Genomic DNA, 16188 nt, shown 5'->3' with positions numbered 1-16188 from the left:
CTCTAAGAGAACCGACGGGCTGCCGGAGGGCGGCTTTTTTGCGTGCCGATCTCTCCGGAAGACCGTACGCCGGGAGAGATGGAATGACGGATCAGACGCACGCCCCGCCTGAGGTGACAACCCCTCGTGACCGCCGACGTGCGATCTGGCGGCGCGTTCTGTGGGGTGGCGGCGGATTTGCCGCCGTATGCGTCGTGGCGGGTATCGCGGGGGTGACCTATCTCACGCACGGCAATCTCGGACCTTTCGTGGCGCGCCGGGCCAGCGCCATGCTAAGACGCGAGGTTCAGGTCGCGGCGATGCATGTCACGCCGGGGGCATGGCTGAAGATCGAAGTTGAAAACGCGCGGCTGGCGAATATCGCCGGAGGCAGCGAGCCGGACATGGTGCGGGTCGGTCATCTCTCTTTCGAGGTGCGCGCCATCTCCCTGCTCCATGGCCCTGCCATCCTGCGGCATCTGGCCCTTTCCGATGTTCGGGTGCTGGTGGAGCGCACGCCGCAGAAGCTCCCGAACTGGCGGTTCGGCGCTGCCGCCCTCACGCCTCCGAAGCCCGCGGCGACCCCGCAGACGGTGAGCCCGCAGACGGCGAGCCCGGATGACAGGCGTCATTACCCGACCCTGCTCGACGCCCGGATCGTGAATGGCGAGGTCATCTATCGGACCGCACACGGGGCGTCGTTTCGCACCACGCTGAAGACCGTGACGATCGATACCCGGAACGCCGACACGCCGGTGAGCTTTGCGGTCGATGGCGCGTATAATGACGTGCCGGTCCGCATGACCGCGACCTTACAGCCGTTTTCGGCGCTCCGGCGTATCCGCGACCCCTATGGGATAGACCTGCAGGCGACATCCGGCGACATGGTGATGACGTTCAGGGGCACGGCTGTCGATCCGCTCAATGCCGACGGCATCGTCGGCGCGGTGAGCGTGAAAACCGAGACGTCGAAGTCGCTTATGGCGATCGCGGGGATGGCGGGGCCGCAGGACGTCGCCCTGCGGATGGCCGGGCAGTTCGCTCATGACGGCAGCCTCTGGACGATCACCGGGGGCGAAGGGGCGGTCAAGGACAATCCGATGACCGTATCTCTTCTCCGGTTTGTGGAGGGGATGCGTGGGCAGCCGGATCATGTGACGGCGGATATCGCGTTCAGCCGTCTCGATCTCAACGAGTTTCTCGGAGATCGGAAAGCGTCGGACACGGCGAACAAGGATATGGTGCTCGATATCGACCGCGCGCCCGATCCCCTGATCGATGCGAAAGTTTCTGTCGGGAGCCTGAGCTACAACGTTCTGCATTTTTCCAATATGGCTCTGGCGGCATCCGTCATGCCGGGTGTCGTGTCGGTCGAGAGGCTGGCGCTGGATTATCTTGGCGCGCGACTGAATGCTTCAGGGCGCATGCAGGCCGTCGATGGCGGGGGCGCTCATGTCAGCGCGGTGGTGGATGTGAACGGACTCGACATCCAGAAGCTGCGACAGACGCTCGGCTTTGCTTCCGTGCCGTTGCAGGGGCGGCTGGACCTGCGCATGACCGCCGATGCCACGCAGCGCACCCTGAACGCGGCGGTGCATGAAGCGGATGTGGCGGCTGCCGTGTCCATGACCGGCGGCCGCATCGATCGGACCGTGATCGGCGCGGCCTCGACGGATCTGCGCATGATCTTCCGGCGTCCGAAGGGCATGACGCCGGTTGCGTGCCTGCTGGGCGTCGTGAACGCGCATGCCGGTGTCGGCTCCGCGTTGCCGTTGCGTGTCCGAACGGCGGAGGGGACGATATCGGGCAATGCCCGTTTCGATCTGAACCGGAAATGGTTTAACCTGATATTCGGGAGCCAGGCTTCCACGACGAGCAGCTTCGCGCTGGATATTCCGGTTCAGGTCAGCGGCGGGTTCAGCAGCCCGCGTATTCTCCCGGCGCGATGGACGGCTGACGGTCGGAGCATGCTGGCGGAGACGAGCCGGCTGAACGCCCTGCCCGTGGGCGTTCGGCAGTTCGCCATGCGCAATCCCTGCTACAGACCCGGAGGTCGCTGACCGGAAGTTGATAGTGGGAACGGGCCTTTTTGTTCAGGCGGCGTTCATCAGGGCCAGACCTTCCGCGACCGATACGAATTCTCCGCCCATATCCACGCGTTCATGGCCGAAACGGCGGGTGAAGAGATCGCGGATGGCGGGAACGAACGACGTGCCTCCGGTCAGGAACACCCGATCGATGGCGGAAGCGGGCAGGTTGGCGCGCTGCAAAGCCGTTTCCACAGCCTGGTCGAAGAGCTGGAGATCGGGTGCGATCCAGCTCTCGAACTCGGCTTTCGTAATTTCCCGGTGAATGCTGGTCGTCTGGTGGGAATATTTCAGGATGGTCCGGTCGCTGGACGACAGTTCCATTTTCGCGGCGGCAACGGCGCGATAAAGCACCTGCCCCTGCTGTTCTTCGATCAGGCTCGCCAGCGCATGGAGCTTCTCGGGCTCTGACGCCGTGCGAGCCACGTCGGCGATGTTGCGCAATGTCTGGGGGGTCCGCATCAGGGCGAGGCGGTGCCAGCGGCCGAGGCTGGAATACCATTCCGCCGGAACGGGCAGCGGCGCGCCGCCCATGACGCGATAGGTCGTATTCCGACCCAGTTCGGGTGCGACGACATGGTCGATGATGCGATAATCGAGCTGGTCCCCGGCGATGCCGACGCCAGCGTAACCCAGCGGCGTGGCGCGCTGTTCGGCCAGCGGGTCGAAGCGCAGGATGGAGAAGTCGCTCGTGCCGCCCCCGAAATCTCCGACGAGGATTGTCGCGGGAGCGTCGAGTTTGTGCGCGAAGCGCCAGCCCGCGGCTTCGGGTTCCAGGGCGACATGGATCTCGCCGAACCCGGCGGCACGGAAACTGTCGCGCAGCCGCGCTTCGCCGAAATCGTCGTCAGCCCGGTCACCCGCGAAATGAACGGGTCGTCCCACTGTGGCGGTCACATGGGCGGGATCGATGGCGAGGCTGCGCATCAGTCGGGCGAGAAAACGCGCGATGAGCGTTTCCAGCGTCATCACCTGGCCGACGAGCCGCGTCTGCCGGAACGAGGCCTGCGCCAGATACGACTTCATGGACATGATCAGACGACTTTCCGCCGGATCTTCCAGATAGGCGTCGATGGCTTCGGGGCCGATCGCGTCCTGCAGGGCGCGGCCATGGGACATGTTTTCGTCGTGCCACAGACAGAGCAGCGTCCGGCATGTGTCGGACGGCTCATGATGAGGGAAGGAGAAGCGCGCGGGATGAGGGCGACCATCGGCGTCGAGCAGGACGACGACCGTGTTGGTCGTGCCGAAATCGATACCGAGCCTGATGCCGCGAGACGATGCAATGGATGACATCGCGACTGCATAGGCAGGGCGATCCCGTCTGTCTATATTTGGGAGACGTCAGGGCAGAGGGCCGCGTGAGGCCCGGAACGACAACGGCTCTTCGACGGCAGATCGACCGGATTGAAAAAAGGCACGACCACTGATGTTTTTCGTCCTGAAAGCCGCCTTGTCCGGTCTCATCATCGCAGCGGTTTCGACCATCGCCAGGCGCTATCCGGGACTGGGCGCTCTCGTGGCCTCGCTCCCGCTGATCTCCATTCTGGGGATGGTGTGGTTATGGCAGGAAACGAAGGACCCGGTGCGCATGGGGGCCCATGTGGGCGCGACCTTCTGGTACGTCATTCCGTCACTGCCGATGTTCCTGCTCATTCCATGGATGATGCGGCAGGGGGTGCCGTTCTACGTCGCACTCATCGCGGGATGTCTGGTGACGTTCGTACTCTACAGTCTGACGATGTGGCTGGCCACGCGCCTTGGCGTAAGTCTGTAAGCGCCGGATCAGCCTCTATTCATGCGAACTGGAATTGTCCGTCTCCAGGCCGGGCGCGGCGGCCGACTGGTTGCTGATGCCGTGCTGGTGGACAGAATCCGAATCCGTCTGCGACCCCGGCGCGCACGCACCGAGCGGCGCACAGGCGAGGGCTATGAGAACTGTTTTGCGTATAAATCCCGTCATGACGATGCTCCTTCCTGATGGTGTTCAGAAAGCCAACGATACGGGACATGGATCAGTTGCAAAACGCGCTCGGGCTGAAATCTGGTGGGGCACAGCGCATCGACATAATAAAAAAGCCTGCCGATCCGCCACTCGGGGCAGTTCGGCAGACATTTTCAGGACGTGCGTCCAGGGGGGAAGCACCATTCAGAACGGATGAAAGTTTTCAGCCTTTGAGGTGCCTGTTGCACTCGGACCAGTAACCGCCGCCCTTGACGATCCATTTCAGTCCGCCATTCGCACCGGAAGCCTTGTTCGCATTATACTGATCGGCGCATGTTTTCAGTCGGCCCTTACCGGCGGACAGGGTGCTGTATTTCGAGGATATCGCGCTCGGAAACACCGCGCCGCCCGTGGAGACGGGAGCGGGTCTGGAGACCGGCGCCGGGGTGCTGGCCGCCGGGGTGCTGGCGGGCGCCGCCGTCGGTGCGGATGTCGCGGGCGCGGGTGTTGCCGGAGCGGCTGTCGTCGCGGGAGCTGCTGCCGGTGCCGCGGCGTCACCGCACTGTGTGGACTTGTAGGTCTTGTAGTCCTGGCCATTCAACGATCCGGCCTTCTTGGCCGCCCGGAAGTTCGCGTAGCATTCCTTGGCGGTCATGGCGTGAGCGGATGGCATGAAGGCGGCGCCTGCGGCGATCATCCCGGCCAGCATGGCGGGAGTCGCGAAACGGATCAGGAACATATGTTTTTCTTTCCTTGAAAAATGCGGGATAAAAATGCGGCGAAAACGCGCGGATCAGTTGATCCGCTCACCGTGCAGAACCGTATCCAGCCCTTCCATTTCCTGTTCACGCGTCACGCGCAGGCCGATCACCAGATCGATCGCCTTGAGAATGACGTAGGTCATGATCACCGTCCAGACGATCGTAACGCCAACAGCTTCGGCCTGCCGGATAAACTGTGCGAACGATCCGACCACGCCCGCCGGATTGGCGTCCGTGGCGGAAAGCGGGCCGTAGGCGAACACGCCCGTCAGCAGCGCGCCCGTAATGCCGCCGACACCATGAACCCCGAACGCGTCCAGACTGTCATCGTAACCAAGCTTGTTCTTGAGAATGACGGCCGCGAAGAAGCAGACGCCACCCGCGATCAGACCGATCAGGAGCGCGGGGCCGGGCAGTACGAAGCCTGCGGCGGGCGTGATCGCCACGAGTCCCGCCACCGCGCCCGAGATGATGCCCAGCGCTGTCGGCTTGCGGGAATGCAGCCACTCCACCAGCATCCACGCGATGCCGCCACCGGCGGCGGCGACCTGCGTCGTGAGCATGGCCATGCCTGCCCGCCCGTTGGCGCCACCGGCCGATCCCGCGTTGAAGCCGAACCATCCGACCCAGAGAAGCGATGCGCCGATAATGGCGTAGGTCAGGTTGAACGGCGACAGATCGTCGACCTTGTAACCATGCCGCTTGCCGAGCATCAGGGCGGCGACCAGACCGGCCACACCGGAATTGATATGCACGACCGTGCCGCCCGCGAAGTCCACGGCGCCCAGCGTCGCGAGCCAGCCGATCGGACTCCACACCCAGTGCGCGACCGGCGCATAGACGCACAGAGACCAGAGAACCGTGAACAGACAGAGCGCGGAGAATTTCATGCGTTCGGCGAACGCGCCCGCGATCAGGGCGGGCGTGATGATCGCGAACGTCATCTGGAACATCACATAGACGCTCTCGGGGATCGTCATGGCCATCGGATTGGGGGAATCCGTGCCCATCACGAAAGCCGCATCCGCGCCATTGTGGAAGTGATCCGCGATGCCGCCGAGCATGAAGTGCGAGAAATCGCCGATCATGGGGGTCCCGGTCGAAAAGGCGAGACTGTATCCCGCGACCATCCACACCACGCTGGCCACGCAGCAGATTGCAAAAGACTGGATCACGGTCGCCAGAACGTTCTTTTTGCGGACCATGCCCGCATAGAAAAGTCCAAGCCCCGGGATCGTCATCAGCAGGACCAGGGCGGTGCTGACGAGCATCCACGCGGTGTCACCCGTATCGATCCGCGGGGGCGCGGCGTCGGCGGCGCGGGCGAGGGAGGGCAGTGTCAGGAAAGCGGAAAGGGCCGTCAGAGCGCTGGCCCGCAGGGCGCGAGGACAGCTTGTCATAGAGCGGCTTCTCCGGTCTCGCGGGTCCGGATGCGGATGACACGTTCGAGCGGCGAAATGAAAATCTTGCCGTCACCGATCTTTCCGGTCTGTGCCGCCTGCAGGATGGCTTCGACCACGTCATCCACCTGGGCGTCGGATACGGCGATCTCGATCTTGACCTTGGGCAGAAAACTCACGTGATACTCGGCGCCCCGATAAATCTCGGTCTGCCCTTTCTGGCGTCCGAAACCGCGGATCTCCGTAACCGTCAGCCCCTGAATGCCGAGCGGCGTCAACGCCTCGCGGACATCGTCGAGCTTGAACGGCTTGATGATCGCTGTCACGAGCTTCATCGTCACTCTCCGTCGCTGAATGGGACAACCATTTGCCCGTCCCTCTATCCTTCGGATGAGTAGCCGATTTCGTGCCAGTTGCCCAACGATATCAATGCAGGACACGTCGCCGGATGCAAGCATTCCGCAAATGACGCATGTGTTCTAGATTGACCCCATGATGACGAACGATGTGCACGGAAACAACGCCTCCCGGGAAGCCGGTCCCGACGCCACGGCGGCTGCCGTGGATATCTGCATCAACGGCGCGGGTCCGGTCGGCGCCACGCTCGCCTGCCGTCTGGCGACCATGGGAATGCGCGTTCTCCTTCTGGACCGAGCGGCGTTGCCCGGCATGGAAGATCCGGCGCTGGACGGTCGGGCCTACGCCATTTCCGAAGGCTCGCGCCGGATGCTCGAGGCGGCGGGCGTCTGGGGATGCCTGCCCGGTCCGACCCAGCCCATCAACGAGATCATGGTGCGTGACGGCCGCCCCGGCGAACGTCCGTCCAGCCTGTCGCTCGATTTCGGGCCGCAGGACGCGGACGGTCCTTTCGGATGGATGGTCGAGGCGCGCGATCTGCGCATGGCGCTCAATGCGGCACTGACGCGGACGGAGGGTCTGATCCTGCGTGCGCCGGATCTGGGACAGTTCGCATTCGACGATCAGCACGTCACCATCCGGCTGGCTTCGGGCGAAACCTGGCGCGCGCCGCTCGCGGTCGCCGCCGAGGGCCGCAACAGCGCGCTGCGGAATCAGGTCAAAATTCCCGTCACGAGGCTGCCCTATCGCCAGTGCGGCCTGATCAGCGTCATCACCCATGAGAAGCCGCATGACGGACGGGCTCTCGAGCATTTCCTGCCTCAGGGGCCTTTCGCGCGCCTGCCGCTCCCTGGAACCAGGGAACATCCCAATCGTTCCGCGATCGTCTGGGCCGAGGGGGAGGAACGCGCGCGCCGTTTCTACGGCCTGCCGGATGATGTCTTCGCCCGCGAGATCGCCGCACGCCTCGGCGGAGATGACATCGGCGCGCTCGAGCCGATCGGACGGCGCTGGATTTATCCCCTCTCCGCGCAATATGCGCAGCGTTATACGGCGACGCGTCTGGTGCTCGCGGGCGATTCGGCCCACGGGCTGCATCCGATCGCAGGGCAGGGCCTCAATGCGGGATTCAAGGATATCGTCGCCCTGGCGGATCTCCTCGAAACCGCGTTCCTGAACGGCCGGGATCTGGGGGACGCCAGCCTGCTCATGCAGTATCAGCGCCGGGCGCGCCCGACGAACATGCTCATGCTGGCGGCGTGCGACGGGCTCGAACGCCTGTTCGGCAACGACAATCCCCTCCTTCGCGTCGCGCGCGATGCCGGGCTTTCGGCCCTGAACCGCATGCCGAGACTGCGGCGCGCCTTCGTCAGAGAGGCCATGGGTCTATGATGCAGAGATTTCCCTCCCCGCCCGATCTCGATGCCGTATGGCGGGACATGCTCGTGCAGAGCGATGTCTGCTGCGATGTTCTTATTCAGGGCGTGTTCGCCACGGGCATCAGCGATCACCGCAATTTCCCGAGCGCGCTGGCGGCCCTGATTGGTACGAAGCTGGCCGACCGCGCGCTTTCGGCGCCCGCTCTTACCGCGCTGGCTGCATCAGCTCTCGCCGATCATCCGGACATCGCCGAAGCCGCATGCGAGGACATGATCGCGATCTATGAGCGTGACGCCGCATGCCCGGATTACGTGACGGCGTTCCTTTTCTTCAAAGGCTTTCATTCGATCCAGGCCTATCGCATCGCGCACTGGCTCTGGCAGAACAACCGCCAGCATCTGGCCCGTCATCTTCAGAGCCTCGTCGCCGAACGGTTCAGCGTCGATATCCATCCCGCCGCACGTCTGGGACGGCGGATCGTCTTCGACCACGGAACCGGGATCGTCGTCGGCGAAACCTGCATCATCGATGACGATGTTTCGATGTTGCAGGGCGTGACCCTGGGTGGCACCGGCAAGGAGACGGGGGACCGTCATCCCAAGGTCAGGCGCGGTGTCCTGATCGGCGCGGGCGCCAAGGTGCTTGGCAATATCGAGCTGGGAGAGGGTGCGAAAGTCGGCGCGGGATCGGTCGTGCTCGAGAGCGTTCCGCCTTATACGACCGTCGTCGGCAATCCGGCCCGCAAGATCGGAACCCGACATTCGTCCCTGCCCGCCCTGGGCATGGACCAGCGTCTGCCGCCCCTCGACTACATGATCTGAGAGACGGCAGGTTCGAGGCTCAGTAGTATCCAGGCGGATACACGACCGGAGGCGGCGGTGGCATCATGCCGCCCGCCATCGGGGCGGTGCTGACGACGACAGCGCCGATCAGGCCGGAGGCAATGGCCGTCAGCAGGAACTGATTGCCATTGCGGACCCAGTAATAGCCGCGCGGTGGCGCATAGAGACCGCGATAGCCGTTCCAGTCGTTCACGACATACCGCTGATCACGCCACCGGTCGAAACGATCCCCGCGGCGCCAGTCATCGCGTCCACGGCGAAAGTGGCCGGGGTCGCCGCGTCCGGGCCCACCGTGTTCAGGCCCGTTCCAGCCTCGTCCGCCCTGATTTGGGCCCCAGCCCGGGCCTGGCTGGGCGTTGGCTGCGACCGGAACAATGCCCATCAAGGCGATCGTTGTGAGAACAAGGCACTTGCGAAGCATGATATTTCTCCGTTGACAGCCCGGAAACCTGCATTCCGCCTGTGGCGAGATTGTGAGGAATCAAGGGCCGGTCGGTACCGTTACGCTCGAATTGTAACTCGCCCTCAAAAACCGACGGCCACGGCCTTTCCGATCGTCGTCCCGCTTTCGGACAGATCATGCAGACCTCGCAGCGTGGCCGCATGGATTCCGGTCACACGTTGCGTTTCCGTGGTTTGCAGGATGCCCGCATCGACCAGTCGCGACACGGCGTCGAGAATTTCATGTTGACGGATCATGTCCGGTGTCTCGAACAGGGAGCGGGTGTACATCAGCTCCCAGGACAGCGTGACGCTCTTGGTCTTGAAGGGCAGGATATCAAAGGAGGTGGGGTCGTCGATCAGGGAGATATGACCTTGCGGCGCGATCGCCTCCCCAAGGAAGGCATGGTGGGCGTCACTTCCCGTCAGGCTCGCGATGTAAGGCACCGTCGGGTATCCCAGCGCGGCGAGCTGGGCTTTCATGTCCTGCCGATGATTGATGACATGATGTGCGCCCATGCGCCGTACCCATGCTTCCGTCTCGGGGCGGGAGGCCGTGGCGATGACCGTCAGCCCCGTCATCTGGCGCGCGATCTGGATCATGACCGAGCCGACACCGCCCGCGCCGCCGATGACCAGCAGGGCGTCGGGTCGGTTGGTGGGAACGCGCATTCGATCGAACAGCATTTCCCATGCGGTCACGGATGTCAGCGGAAGTGCCGCCGCTGCTCCCCAGTCCAGTGTCCGGGGCTTGTGTCCCGCCAGGCGTTCATCGACGCAGTGGAATTCCGCGTTGGCGCCCTGCCGGTTGATCGCGCCCGCGTAAAACACGGCATCGCCGGGCTGAAACAGGGTGACGTCGGCGCCAACGGCCTCGACGGTGCCCGCCACGTCCCATCCCAGAATACGGTATCGCTCGCCCTCGAAGGCTGCGGTGCGGCGGCGGACCTTCGTGTCCACGGGATTGATCGAGATCGCCTCGACCTTGACCAGAAGGTCCCGTGCGCGGGGCACAGGCTTGGGCAGTTCAACGTCCGCAAGCACGTGACTGTCACCGATCGTCTCGTATCCGACAGCTTTCATGTTTCCTGCTCCTTCCCTGTCACGCGGCATTTGCCGATCTCAGACCGGCCTTATGAGTTCATAAAGTGCAACGGCGGCTGCGTTGGACACATTCAGGCTTTCCATGTCGCCCGGCATGTGGACACTCGCGATCTCGTCGCAGCTTTCGCGCGTCAGGCGCCGCAACCCGGCGCCTTCGGCACCGAGCACCAACGCGACACGACGGCCTTCGTATCCCGCGCCATTGAGGCGGCCCCCGCCCGCATCGAGGCCGACGACCCAGAGGCCGGCATTCTGCAACTGCGCGAGGGCGCGGGAGAGATTGACCTCCCGCAGGACGGGCACAATATCGAGGGCGCCGGAAGCGGCTTTTGCCATGACTCCGCTTTCCTGGGGCGTGTTCCGATCCTGAAGAACGAGGGCGGCGGCACCGAAGGCCGCCGCCGATCGCAGGATCGCGCCGATATTCCGAGGGTCCGTCACCTGATCGAGCACCAGGACAGGTCCGGGTCGCTCCAGCGCATCCTCAAGAAGCAGGGATTCGAGAGGCTCGACCCGCAAGGCGACCCCCTGATGCACGGCATCGCGCTCGCAGAGCTGATCGATGCGAGAGCGCTCCACGACGTTCGGCGTCACCGGGAGTTTCAGCCCTTTCGTCTCCAGCGCGGTCAGTCCCTCACGGGTTGCGAGGATCTCGTGGATCTGACGGCGGGGATTGGCCAGCGCGCCTTCGGCCGCATGCAGGCCGTAGAGCCAGTAGCTCGACCCGCTGCTGCGTGACGAAGAGGGTCTGGACCCGCGCTCACGCGAACGGGACTCAGGAGAACGGGGGGTAGGCCGGGCACCGGCGGAACGTCTGGACATGAAGGCGGATATAATCCGATCCTACACCTTCCGTCATGCAACAAAACGACTTATCCCCGGTTGACTTCCCGGAAAAAGCGCCATATTTCCCAACCCGGCCGGAGAGGTGCCCGAGTGGCTAAAGGGGGCGGACTGTAAATCCGCTGGCGTACGCCTACGTTGGTTCGAATCCAACCCTCTCCACCATCATCGCCGAATAAATAGCAGAAAACAGCCGTTTCTTGAATTGTCGGCCAGTATGACCCATGATGAAACCCACGATAGAGCACGCGATATCGAGGGGTAATGGGACACGATTTCTTTATCTTTGATCGCCCACGATCTCTCGCCAACGCGCGAACGGCAGCACAACTAAAGGCTCGGCCCTGTCGCGTACCAGGAAGAGCGCATCTGCATCTCCTAACCACCGCTCGAGGGTAACGAAGCCCTCGCCAGACTTCCGGGCCTTCACCTCGCAGACGAATGGCGGGGCGTGCGGCCCGCGCGCGTAGACGTCCACATCTGTGCTGGCGGTGTTCCTGAACTGCATGGCGCCGGAGAGCGGTACGCGCTCGGCCTTGATGCCTGCATTTCTGTGAAGATCCACAATCTTGCGCTCTACACGTGCGCCTTTGTCGCGGGAAGCCTTACCCATTGGCGGCGCGCTCCCGCTTTTCGGCTGCTGTCAAATAATGGCCCAATTTTTCCTCAAGCGCGCCGTCCTGATCGAGCAGCATGACCCCAGTCGAGGACGCCAGGCGCATCAGCTCGATCACGGCGTCGGGCCCATTGTTCTCGCGGGCGATCTGCATCAGGTGAATGAGCATCAAGCCAGCGGCCCGATTCCGTTCCCGATCGACCGAAACCGGCACGTCGGCGGCCATCCATCGTGCCAGCTTGTCATGAGCATCACGGACGATCCCGCGCGCGATCTGGGCGTCGCCGCCCTCTATCTTATGATCGGTCATTATCTCAAAGCCATGTGGGGACGATTTGTTTGGAGAATTCCTTGCGCACGGCCTCTACGTGGGTGAACCACTGGCCTCCTGGCGTCTCACTCTCCAATGAGTGGCTGATGCCAAAAGGCGTCCAGAGACCGGATGAGGCGAGATTCTGGGGAAGGGCGGATGTGTTCGGCCTCCAGGCCTCTGGAGCGTAACGGCTCTCCAGGTAGATCGGCTCGAGATAAAGGATGTTCGGGTTGTAGAAGCAGGTGAACTCGACGCCCGATTGTGAATAGGCCGGATATCCTATCAATCCTGTCTTCGACGTGATGCGTACGGGGTCGTTCACCTCCCCGATGTCGAGATCCGGCGGCCATATCTTCAGCGTAACCGGATGGGCCTTACTCCCCCCTTCGAGCGCGTAGGGTATCTGATAGTCATGGTGAAGCTTTTCGAGCTGCTGATGGACGCTGCCCTGAAGGTAGACATTCCCCGCAATCGGAAAGTTCACGCCGCGATTGATGAAGTTCAGCTTGGCCCGTGTGGCGATGTCGGAAAATATGGCCTGAGCCGTGGTTGGCCCACGGAAGCTCCGACTCTCGATGATGGTGGCCTTGGCTTCGTAGTTCGTGAAAGCGAACACCTGAAAGGCTACGTTCGGCGAGTTCTTGAAGTCCGCGAACGCCTGCATGATCCGACCGTAGAATACCGTGGCCATGCCGGATTCGTCGTCTCCGGCCTCCACGAGGACCATGCTGTTGGCGATCGCGATATTCAGCGGTCTGTTCCCGGACACGGCGGGGGCTGCGACCGAAAGTCGGTTCATCATGGACAGCGTCATGCCCTCGATGCGCAGGGCCAAAGACGCCGCGCTCGTCCAGCCGCCGTTGCGAATTTCCACCTGACAGCGATGTCCCTCAAGGACCGCTGTGTCATCCGTGGCGCTCGGACCCAAGGCGCCTGACGCCACCGTGAAGGTCACGGTGATCTTCTTTTTCGTGAAGGAGTGTCGCGCGTGCGAGTGCGCGGTAACGCTATCGCTCATTGCACGACACTCCGGCTTTCGTGCTGCGCCTGCATCTGGGTGAGAGCCTGCTTTAACCCGTGAGCAAGCTGCTTCGGATCGTTTGTGTTTGTGTGAACGTGGATATCGCCGACGTTGAAGGTGCTCTGATTGGCGCGCGTTTGTCGGTCGATCTGCTGAGCCAGCCCGTAGCGGATCATGGTTTCGGCATCTGACGCTGGGCGCTCCGCCAACTTCGTAAATACTGCCGTGGCGCCATAAGTCGTCGCGTTCGGGTGCCTCAATAGACGCGCCGCCTTTCGCGTCCCTGCGTCACCTCCACTCTGCATCTCATACAAAACCGCCTTCAACTGATCGCCGTAAGCCGCAGTTCGGACATCGATGCCAGTATGTTTCAGGATGTCGTCAACGCGATCCTGATGCCATTGCATAAGCCCGAAGGCGGTCGGCATACCGAATTTGTTCCGGTCCCCGCGCGCGCCGGCATAGAATCCGCTTTCCCGATAAAGATTGGCTGTGATGCCGAGCGCGGCCTCGCGTGAGTACCCCGCTCCCTCGAATGCTTTGATTGCCTGCTGTGCGCGGGCAACGCGGTCGCGGCGTGCGTTGAACGCCTCCGCTGCATCGTGTTCTGCGCTGTTCGCCTCGGATGTAATAGCCAGACCTGCTGAAATTTCAGCGAAGGGCACCATGCCGAGCTTTGCGAGAAGGCCGAGTTTCGGTGCTGCTTTGGCCGTGACCTCCGCAGCCATAACGCCTCCTGCCTTTGCCTCCTCTGCCGCAGCCTGGGCTGCCTTGATGGCACCCGGCAGTGCGAGAAGGTCACCGACGAAGCTCCGCATTTTGAGTGCGGCCATGACGGCGATAAGCGACACGAGGGCGGCGGTGACGCCCGCAATGCCGGTGGCGAGAGGACCGTTTTCTTGAATCCATTTATCGATCGTCGTGACGATGTGATCGAGTTCAGGCGTGATTTTCGCCAAGCCTTTCTGCGCGAGCGCCTCCGCGTGCAACTGGAGCATGGCGATGTGGGCCTGTAGCGCCTGATACTGGGCAATGTCCTTGTCCGATGGGACAGGAAAGGTATCGCCGAACCGCTTGTTGTCAGCAAACGCCTTGTCATCCATCTGAATTTCTCGAAGCTGACCTTCGCCGGTCACTCCCGCGATCGAGAGCCATCGTTTCAAGGTTGCGGCGTCCATGTGTTGGCGCTGTTGTGCGTCGTGCAGCCTGTCGATGATGTTGGTGGCAATATTCCCGTTAGCGTCCTTGAAATCTGCCACCCCAAGGGCTGAGAAGGCCAGAGCCTGAGATGATGCGGCCTGCGGGTCCGTGAGCTTCGCTTGCATGTTGGCGAAAGACGCGGCGACCTCGCCATGCGTCCCCCCGGCTGCCTGAGATCGCGCTTCCAGCTTAGCGAGCGTCTGAGCCGACATGTCCAGTTGCTTGGCTGTGTAGCCCAACTCGCTGTTGAGATTCATCACGTCGCTGGCGAACGCCTTGATGGACCGTCCGGCTGTGAAGACCGCCAGCATGCTGATAAATTCGCGCCGCGTCTTCGCAAAGGCGTCCCCCGCCTTGTCCCAGCCGTCAGATGTGACCTTGGCAGTCTTGTCCGACGCTGTTTCCATCTGCCGCAGGGTCCGGATGGACTCGCGCGCGCCCTTGCTCATCTTGGAGGGGTCGAGGTCGAGTTCGATGACGAGGGTGTCGATGATGCTCATGTCATCGGCTCCTTACGCCTTGCGCCTAGCTGCGACGCCGAAAAGAGGAGAGTCCGGTGTTGGCGCGGATCCGGTCGACATGCCTGCGCCCCAGCGCGCCATTTCTTTTTGGCGACAGCTTCGGAACATTGCTCGCGCTGCATCGAGAGGCGCATTGCTGCCATCAAGGCCCAGGCGCTCGAGGCCGATGCGATAGATATCGACCGTGCTGTCGCAGGCTAGAACATCGTCGCCGACGAGCGGTCGTACCTCATCCATAGCTTTTCGATGCTCGCGCGATGCCATCAGGCACCGGATGGTCGCGTCCTGGGCCGGGGTCTGTTCCTCGAGAATGACACTCTTGGCGCGACCGTACTCATCGGGCGTCAGATCCGCTTCGAGCATGCCAAGGAGGGCCACGACGTTCAGGGCCAGTTCTGAAGAGTCCTTGCCTTCACGCTGACGAATATCGACGCAATCATCGATGGCGCGCCAGATATCATCCCGGCCTTCAATGGAAAGACGACTGTCGAGAAAGGATGTCAGGGCGTCGCGGGTTGCTTGTTTCATGATGGGTTCTCGCAGGAGAGAAAATTCAGGGTGGGGAGGGACTGGAGCATCCCTCCCGCTCGCCATCGCGGGGTGAGCGCCTCCCCCATGGCTTGTCGGTGTTTCAGGAACGCCACTTGCCGACTTGGCGCGACCGCCGCGGGCGGTTCACTTCACTGCGAACAGGCTGCGTTTCGGTTTGGTGGCTTTGGTTTCCGCTGTAGGGGCCAGCGGGTCAGGAAGGGGCGCCGCTGCGTCGGTCTGAAGGGCCGACCATGCATGGTTCCACGCGGTTACGAGTTCAGGGTCGGAGGCCTCCCGCAGGCGCAAGCACCCGTTATAGCGGCTCTGTAGTTCCGCCTCGACATCGTGATACATCGCAGCGTCAGCAAGCTGTTTAAGGACCGTGTAAGCGGTTGCGAGCGCCTTCTCTTGCCTGCGCATGTCCTCGATAAACGCCGCCCACTCAGGGCTGGATTGTAAAACGCGACTGGCGGCCACTTTGACTTCGGACTTGGCAACGCCAAGACGCATGTTGGCATCGGGAAGCCGCGCCTTGAGATCCGCAATAACCCTTTCCGCTGACTCCAACTCATCGCGAGCCGATGCGAGCGCGTAACGCTGATCGTTGGTGTTGCGGAGAACTGGTTCGCGACCTTCCCTTGCAGCGGCGATCAGTTCGTCCGGATCTGCCTCGCGCGACCTATGCAAGGCTTTTTCAGCTTTCTCGACCGCAGTCTTTTGAGCCCAGAGCCGTTCCCGTGCAGCACTCAAGGCCTCATTCGTGGCCCGATGGGTTTCACGGGCTTCGTGCTCGTTGGCGATCGCCTCGGCAAGATATTTGCGTGTATCGCTGGTCATGTGTGCGCTC

18 protein-coding genes and 1 tRNA gene are annotated in these 16188 nt (G+C 62.7%); 5 read left to right on the top strand and 14 right to left on the bottom strand.

The window, feature by feature from the left end:
- Positions 1–83: 83 nt before the first annotated feature.
- Entirely contained in the window at positions 84–2039 is a 1956-nt protein-coding gene (locus PWM43_RS12720; RefSeq protein ID WP_289842896.1) for an AsmA family protein, read from the top strand.
- 33 nt (positions 2040–2072) lie between these two features.
- Here the strand turns inward: PWM43_RS12720 and PWM43_RS12715 are convergent, their stop codons facing one another.
- Positions 2073–3362, bottom strand: a complete 1290-nt coding sequence (locus tag PWM43_RS12715) for an Hsp70 family protein (protein ID WP_289842895.1) — start codon at positions 3360–3362, stop codon at positions 2073–2075.
- A 133-nt stretch (positions 3363–3495) separates the two neighbouring features.
- Here PWM43_RS12715 and PWM43_RS12710 point away from each other — a divergent pair, with 133 nt between their 5' ends.
- Positions 3496–3843 carry a DUF3147 family protein gene (locus tag PWM43_RS12710; RefSeq protein WP_289842894.1) on the top strand — a complete coding sequence of 116 codons (348 nt, stop codon included), beginning with the start codon at positions 3496–3498 and terminating at the stop codon, positions 3841–3843.
- 15 nt (positions 3844–3858) lie between these two features.
- Here the strand turns inward: PWM43_RS12710 and PWM43_RS12705 are convergent, their stop codons facing one another.
- The 4 genes from PWM43_RS12705 to glnK form a co-directional block, all read right to left on the bottom strand.
- Positions 3859–4029, bottom strand: a complete 171-nt coding sequence (locus PWM43_RS12705) for a hypothetical protein (protein WP_289842893.1) — start codon at positions 4027–4029, stop codon at positions 3859–3861.
- 205 nt (positions 4030–4234) lie between these two features.
- Complete coding sequence (locus PWM43_RS12700) at positions 4235–4750, bottom strand: hypothetical protein (protein ID WP_289842892.1); 516 nt, start codon at positions 4748–4750, stop codon at positions 4235–4237.
- Between the two features lie 54 nt (positions 4751–4804).
- A complete protein-coding gene (locus tag PWM43_RS12695) occupies positions 4805–6172 on the bottom strand; it encodes an ammonium transporter (protein ID WP_394356079.1) in 1368 nt (455 codons plus the stop codon).
- Positions 6169–6507: a P-II family nitrogen regulator gene (glnK, locus tag PWM43_RS12690; protein WP_289842891.1), complete on the bottom strand. Its 339-nt coding sequence runs from the start codon at positions 6505–6507 to the stop codon at positions 6169–6171. Before glnK ends, PWM43_RS12695 begins: the two co-directional genes overlap by 4 nt.
- A gap of 157 nt (positions 6508–6664) precedes the next feature.
- Here glnK and PWM43_RS12685 point away from each other — a divergent pair, with 157 nt between their 5' ends.
- On the top strand, positions 6665–7921 hold the full coding sequence (locus PWM43_RS12685) for an FAD-dependent monooxygenase (RefSeq protein ID WP_289842890.1): 1257 nt from the start codon (positions 6665–6667) through the stop codon (positions 7919–7921).
- Positions 7918–8730 (top strand): serine O-acetyltransferase, encoded by an 813-nt coding sequence (gene cysE / locus PWM43_RS12680; RefSeq protein ID WP_289842889.1) that lies wholly within the window; start codon positions 7918–7920, stop codon positions 8728–8730. The genes PWM43_RS12685 and cysE overlap by 4 nt, the downstream gene beginning before the upstream one ends.
- A 19-nt stretch (positions 8731–8749) precedes the next feature.
- On the opposite strand, the gene PWM43_RS12675 is transcribed toward cysE, so the two are convergent.
- The 3 genes from PWM43_RS12675 to rlmB all read right to left on the bottom strand — a co-directional run bounded on the left by PWM43_RS12675 (position 8750) and on the right by rlmB (position 11118).
- Positions 8750–9172, bottom strand: coding sequence for an RcnB family protein (locus PWM43_RS12675; RefSeq protein WP_289842888.1), 423 nt, complete (start codon positions 9170–9172; stop codon positions 8750–8752).
- 104 nt (positions 9173–9276) lie between these two features.
- The gene (locus PWM43_RS12670) at positions 9277–10275 is read right to left on the bottom strand and encodes a zinc-binding alcohol dehydrogenase family protein (RefSeq protein WP_289842887.1); all 999 of its coding nucleotides are present in this window, start codon (positions 10273–10275) and stop codon (positions 9277–9279) included.
- Between the two features lie 39 nt (positions 10276–10314).
- Entirely contained in the window at positions 10315–11118 is an 804-nt protein-coding gene (rlmB, locus tag PWM43_RS12665; protein WP_289842886.1) for a 23S rRNA (guanosine(2251)-2'-O)-methyltransferase RlmB, read from the bottom strand.
- Positions 11119–11218: 100 nt separating this feature from the next.
- Here rlmB and PWM43_RS12660 point away from each other — a divergent pair.
- A tRNA-Tyr gene (locus tag PWM43_RS12660) sits at positions 11219–11304 on the top strand.
- Between the two features lie 115 nt (positions 11305–11419).
- On the opposite strand, the gene PWM43_RS12655 is transcribed toward PWM43_RS12660, so the two are convergent.
- The 6 genes from PWM43_RS12655 to PWM43_RS12630 all read right to left on the bottom strand — a co-directional run bounded on the left by PWM43_RS12655 (position 11420) and on the right by PWM43_RS12630 (position 16178).
- Complete coding sequence (locus PWM43_RS12655; protein ID WP_289842885.1) at positions 11420–11752, bottom strand: putative PDDEXK endonuclease; 333 nt, start codon at positions 11750–11752, stop codon at positions 11420–11422.
- Positions 11745–12065 carry a hypothetical protein gene (locus tag PWM43_RS12650; protein ID WP_289842884.1) on the bottom strand — a complete coding sequence of 107 codons (321 nt, stop codon included), beginning with the start codon at positions 12063–12065 and terminating at the stop codon, positions 11745–11747. Before PWM43_RS12650 ends, PWM43_RS12655 begins: the two co-directional genes overlap by 8 nt.
- A 4-nt stretch (positions 12066–12069) precedes the next feature.
- On the bottom strand, positions 12070–13086 hold the full coding sequence (locus tag PWM43_RS12645) for a hypothetical protein (protein WP_289842883.1): 1017 nt from the start codon (positions 13084–13086) through the stop codon (positions 12070–12072).
- On the bottom strand, positions 13083–14789 hold the full coding sequence (locus tag PWM43_RS12640; RefSeq protein ID WP_289842882.1) for a phage tail tip lysozyme: 1707 nt from the start codon (positions 14787–14789) through the stop codon (positions 13083–13085). The genes PWM43_RS12645 and PWM43_RS12640 overlap by 4 nt, the downstream gene beginning before the upstream one ends.
- A gap of 12 nt (positions 14790–14801) precedes the next feature.
- Positions 14802–15338: a hypothetical protein gene (locus PWM43_RS12635; RefSeq protein ID WP_289842881.1), complete on the bottom strand. Its 537-nt coding sequence runs from the start codon at positions 15336–15338 to the stop codon at positions 14802–14804.
- A 147-nt stretch (positions 15339–15485) separates the two neighbouring features.
- Entirely contained in the window at positions 15486–16178 is a 693-nt protein-coding gene (locus PWM43_RS12630; RefSeq protein WP_289842880.1) for a hypothetical protein, read from the bottom strand.
- Positions 16179–16188 lie beyond the last annotated feature (10 nt).

This window comes from Brytella acorum (assembly GCF_029309905.1).
Lineage (GTDB): Bacteria > Pseudomonadota > Alphaproteobacteria > Acetobacterales > Acetobacteraceae > Brytella > Brytella acorum.
The sequence above is the reverse complement of the archived record's forward strand: the minus strand, read 5'-3'. Positions and strand labels throughout refer to the sequence as shown.

What these genes read in the sequence shown, in the direction of transcription:
- PWM43_RS12720 (WP_289842896.1), top strand. Translation starts at nt 84, where the DNA reads ATGACGGATCAGACGCACGCCCCGCCTGAGGTGACAACCCCTCGTGAC.
- PWM43_RS12715 (WP_289842895.1), bottom strand. Translation starts at nt 3,362, where the DNA reads ATGTCATCCATTGCATCGTCTCGCGGCATCAGGCTCGGTATCGATTTC.
- PWM43_RS12710 (WP_289842894.1), top strand. Translation starts at nt 3,496, where the DNA reads ATGTTTTTCGTCCTGAAAGCCGCCTTGTCCGGTCTCATCATCGCAGCG.
- PWM43_RS12705 (WP_289842893.1), bottom strand. Translation starts at nt 4,029, where the DNA reads ATGACGGGATTTATACGCAAAACAGTTCTCATAGCCCTCGCCTGTGCG.
- PWM43_RS12700 (WP_289842892.1), bottom strand. Translation starts at nt 4,750, where the DNA reads ATGTTCCTGATCCGTTTCGCGACTCCCGCCATGCTGGCCGGGATGATC.
- PWM43_RS12695 (WP_394356079.1), bottom strand. Translation starts at nt 6,172, where the DNA reads ATGACAAGCTGTCCTCGCGCCCTGCGGGCCAGCGCTCTGACGGCCCTT.
- glnK (WP_289842891.1), bottom strand. Translation starts at nt 6,507, where the DNA reads ATGAAGCTCGTGACAGCGATCATCAAGCCGTTCAAGCTCGACGATGTC.
- PWM43_RS12685 (WP_289842890.1), top strand. Translation starts at nt 6,665, where the DNA reads ATGATGACGAACGATGTGCACGGAAACAACGCCTCCCGGGAAGCCGGT.
- cysE (WP_289842889.1), top strand. Translation starts at nt 7,918, where the DNA reads ATGATGCAGAGATTTCCCTCCCCGCCCGATCTCGATGCCGTATGGCGG.
- PWM43_RS12675 (WP_289842888.1), bottom strand. Translation starts at nt 9,172, where the DNA reads ATGCTTCGCAAGTGCCTTGTTCTCACAACGATCGCCTTGATGGGCATT.
- PWM43_RS12670 (WP_289842887.1), bottom strand. Translation starts at nt 10,275, where the DNA reads ATGAAAGCTGTCGGATACGAGACGATCGGTGACAGTCACGTGCTTGCG.
- rlmB (WP_289842886.1), bottom strand. Translation starts at nt 11,118, where the DNA reads ATGTCCAGACGTTCCGCCGGTGCCCGGCCTACCCCCCGTTCTCCTGAG.
- PWM43_RS12655 (WP_289842885.1), bottom strand. Translation starts at nt 11,752, where the DNA reads ATGGGTAAGGCTTCCCGCGACAAAGGCGCACGTGTAGAGCGCAAGATT.
- PWM43_RS12650 (WP_289842884.1), bottom strand. Translation starts at nt 12,065, where the DNA reads ATGACCGATCATAAGATAGAGGGCGGCGACGCCCAGATCGCGCGCGGG.
- PWM43_RS12645 (WP_289842883.1), bottom strand. Translation starts at nt 13,086, where the DNA reads ATGAGCGATAGCGTTACCGCGCACTCGCACGCGCGACACTCCTTCACG.
- PWM43_RS12640 (WP_289842882.1), bottom strand. Translation starts at nt 14,789, where the DNA reads ATGAGCATCATCGACACCCTCGTCATCGAACTCGACCTCGACCCCTCC.
- PWM43_RS12635 (WP_289842881.1), bottom strand. Translation starts at nt 15,338, where the DNA reads ATGAAACAAGCAACCCGCGACGCCCTGACATCCTTTCTCGACAGTCGT.
- PWM43_RS12630 (WP_289842880.1), bottom strand. Translation starts at nt 16,178, where the DNA reads ATGACCAGCGATACACGCAAATATCTTGCCGAGGCGATCGCCAACGAG.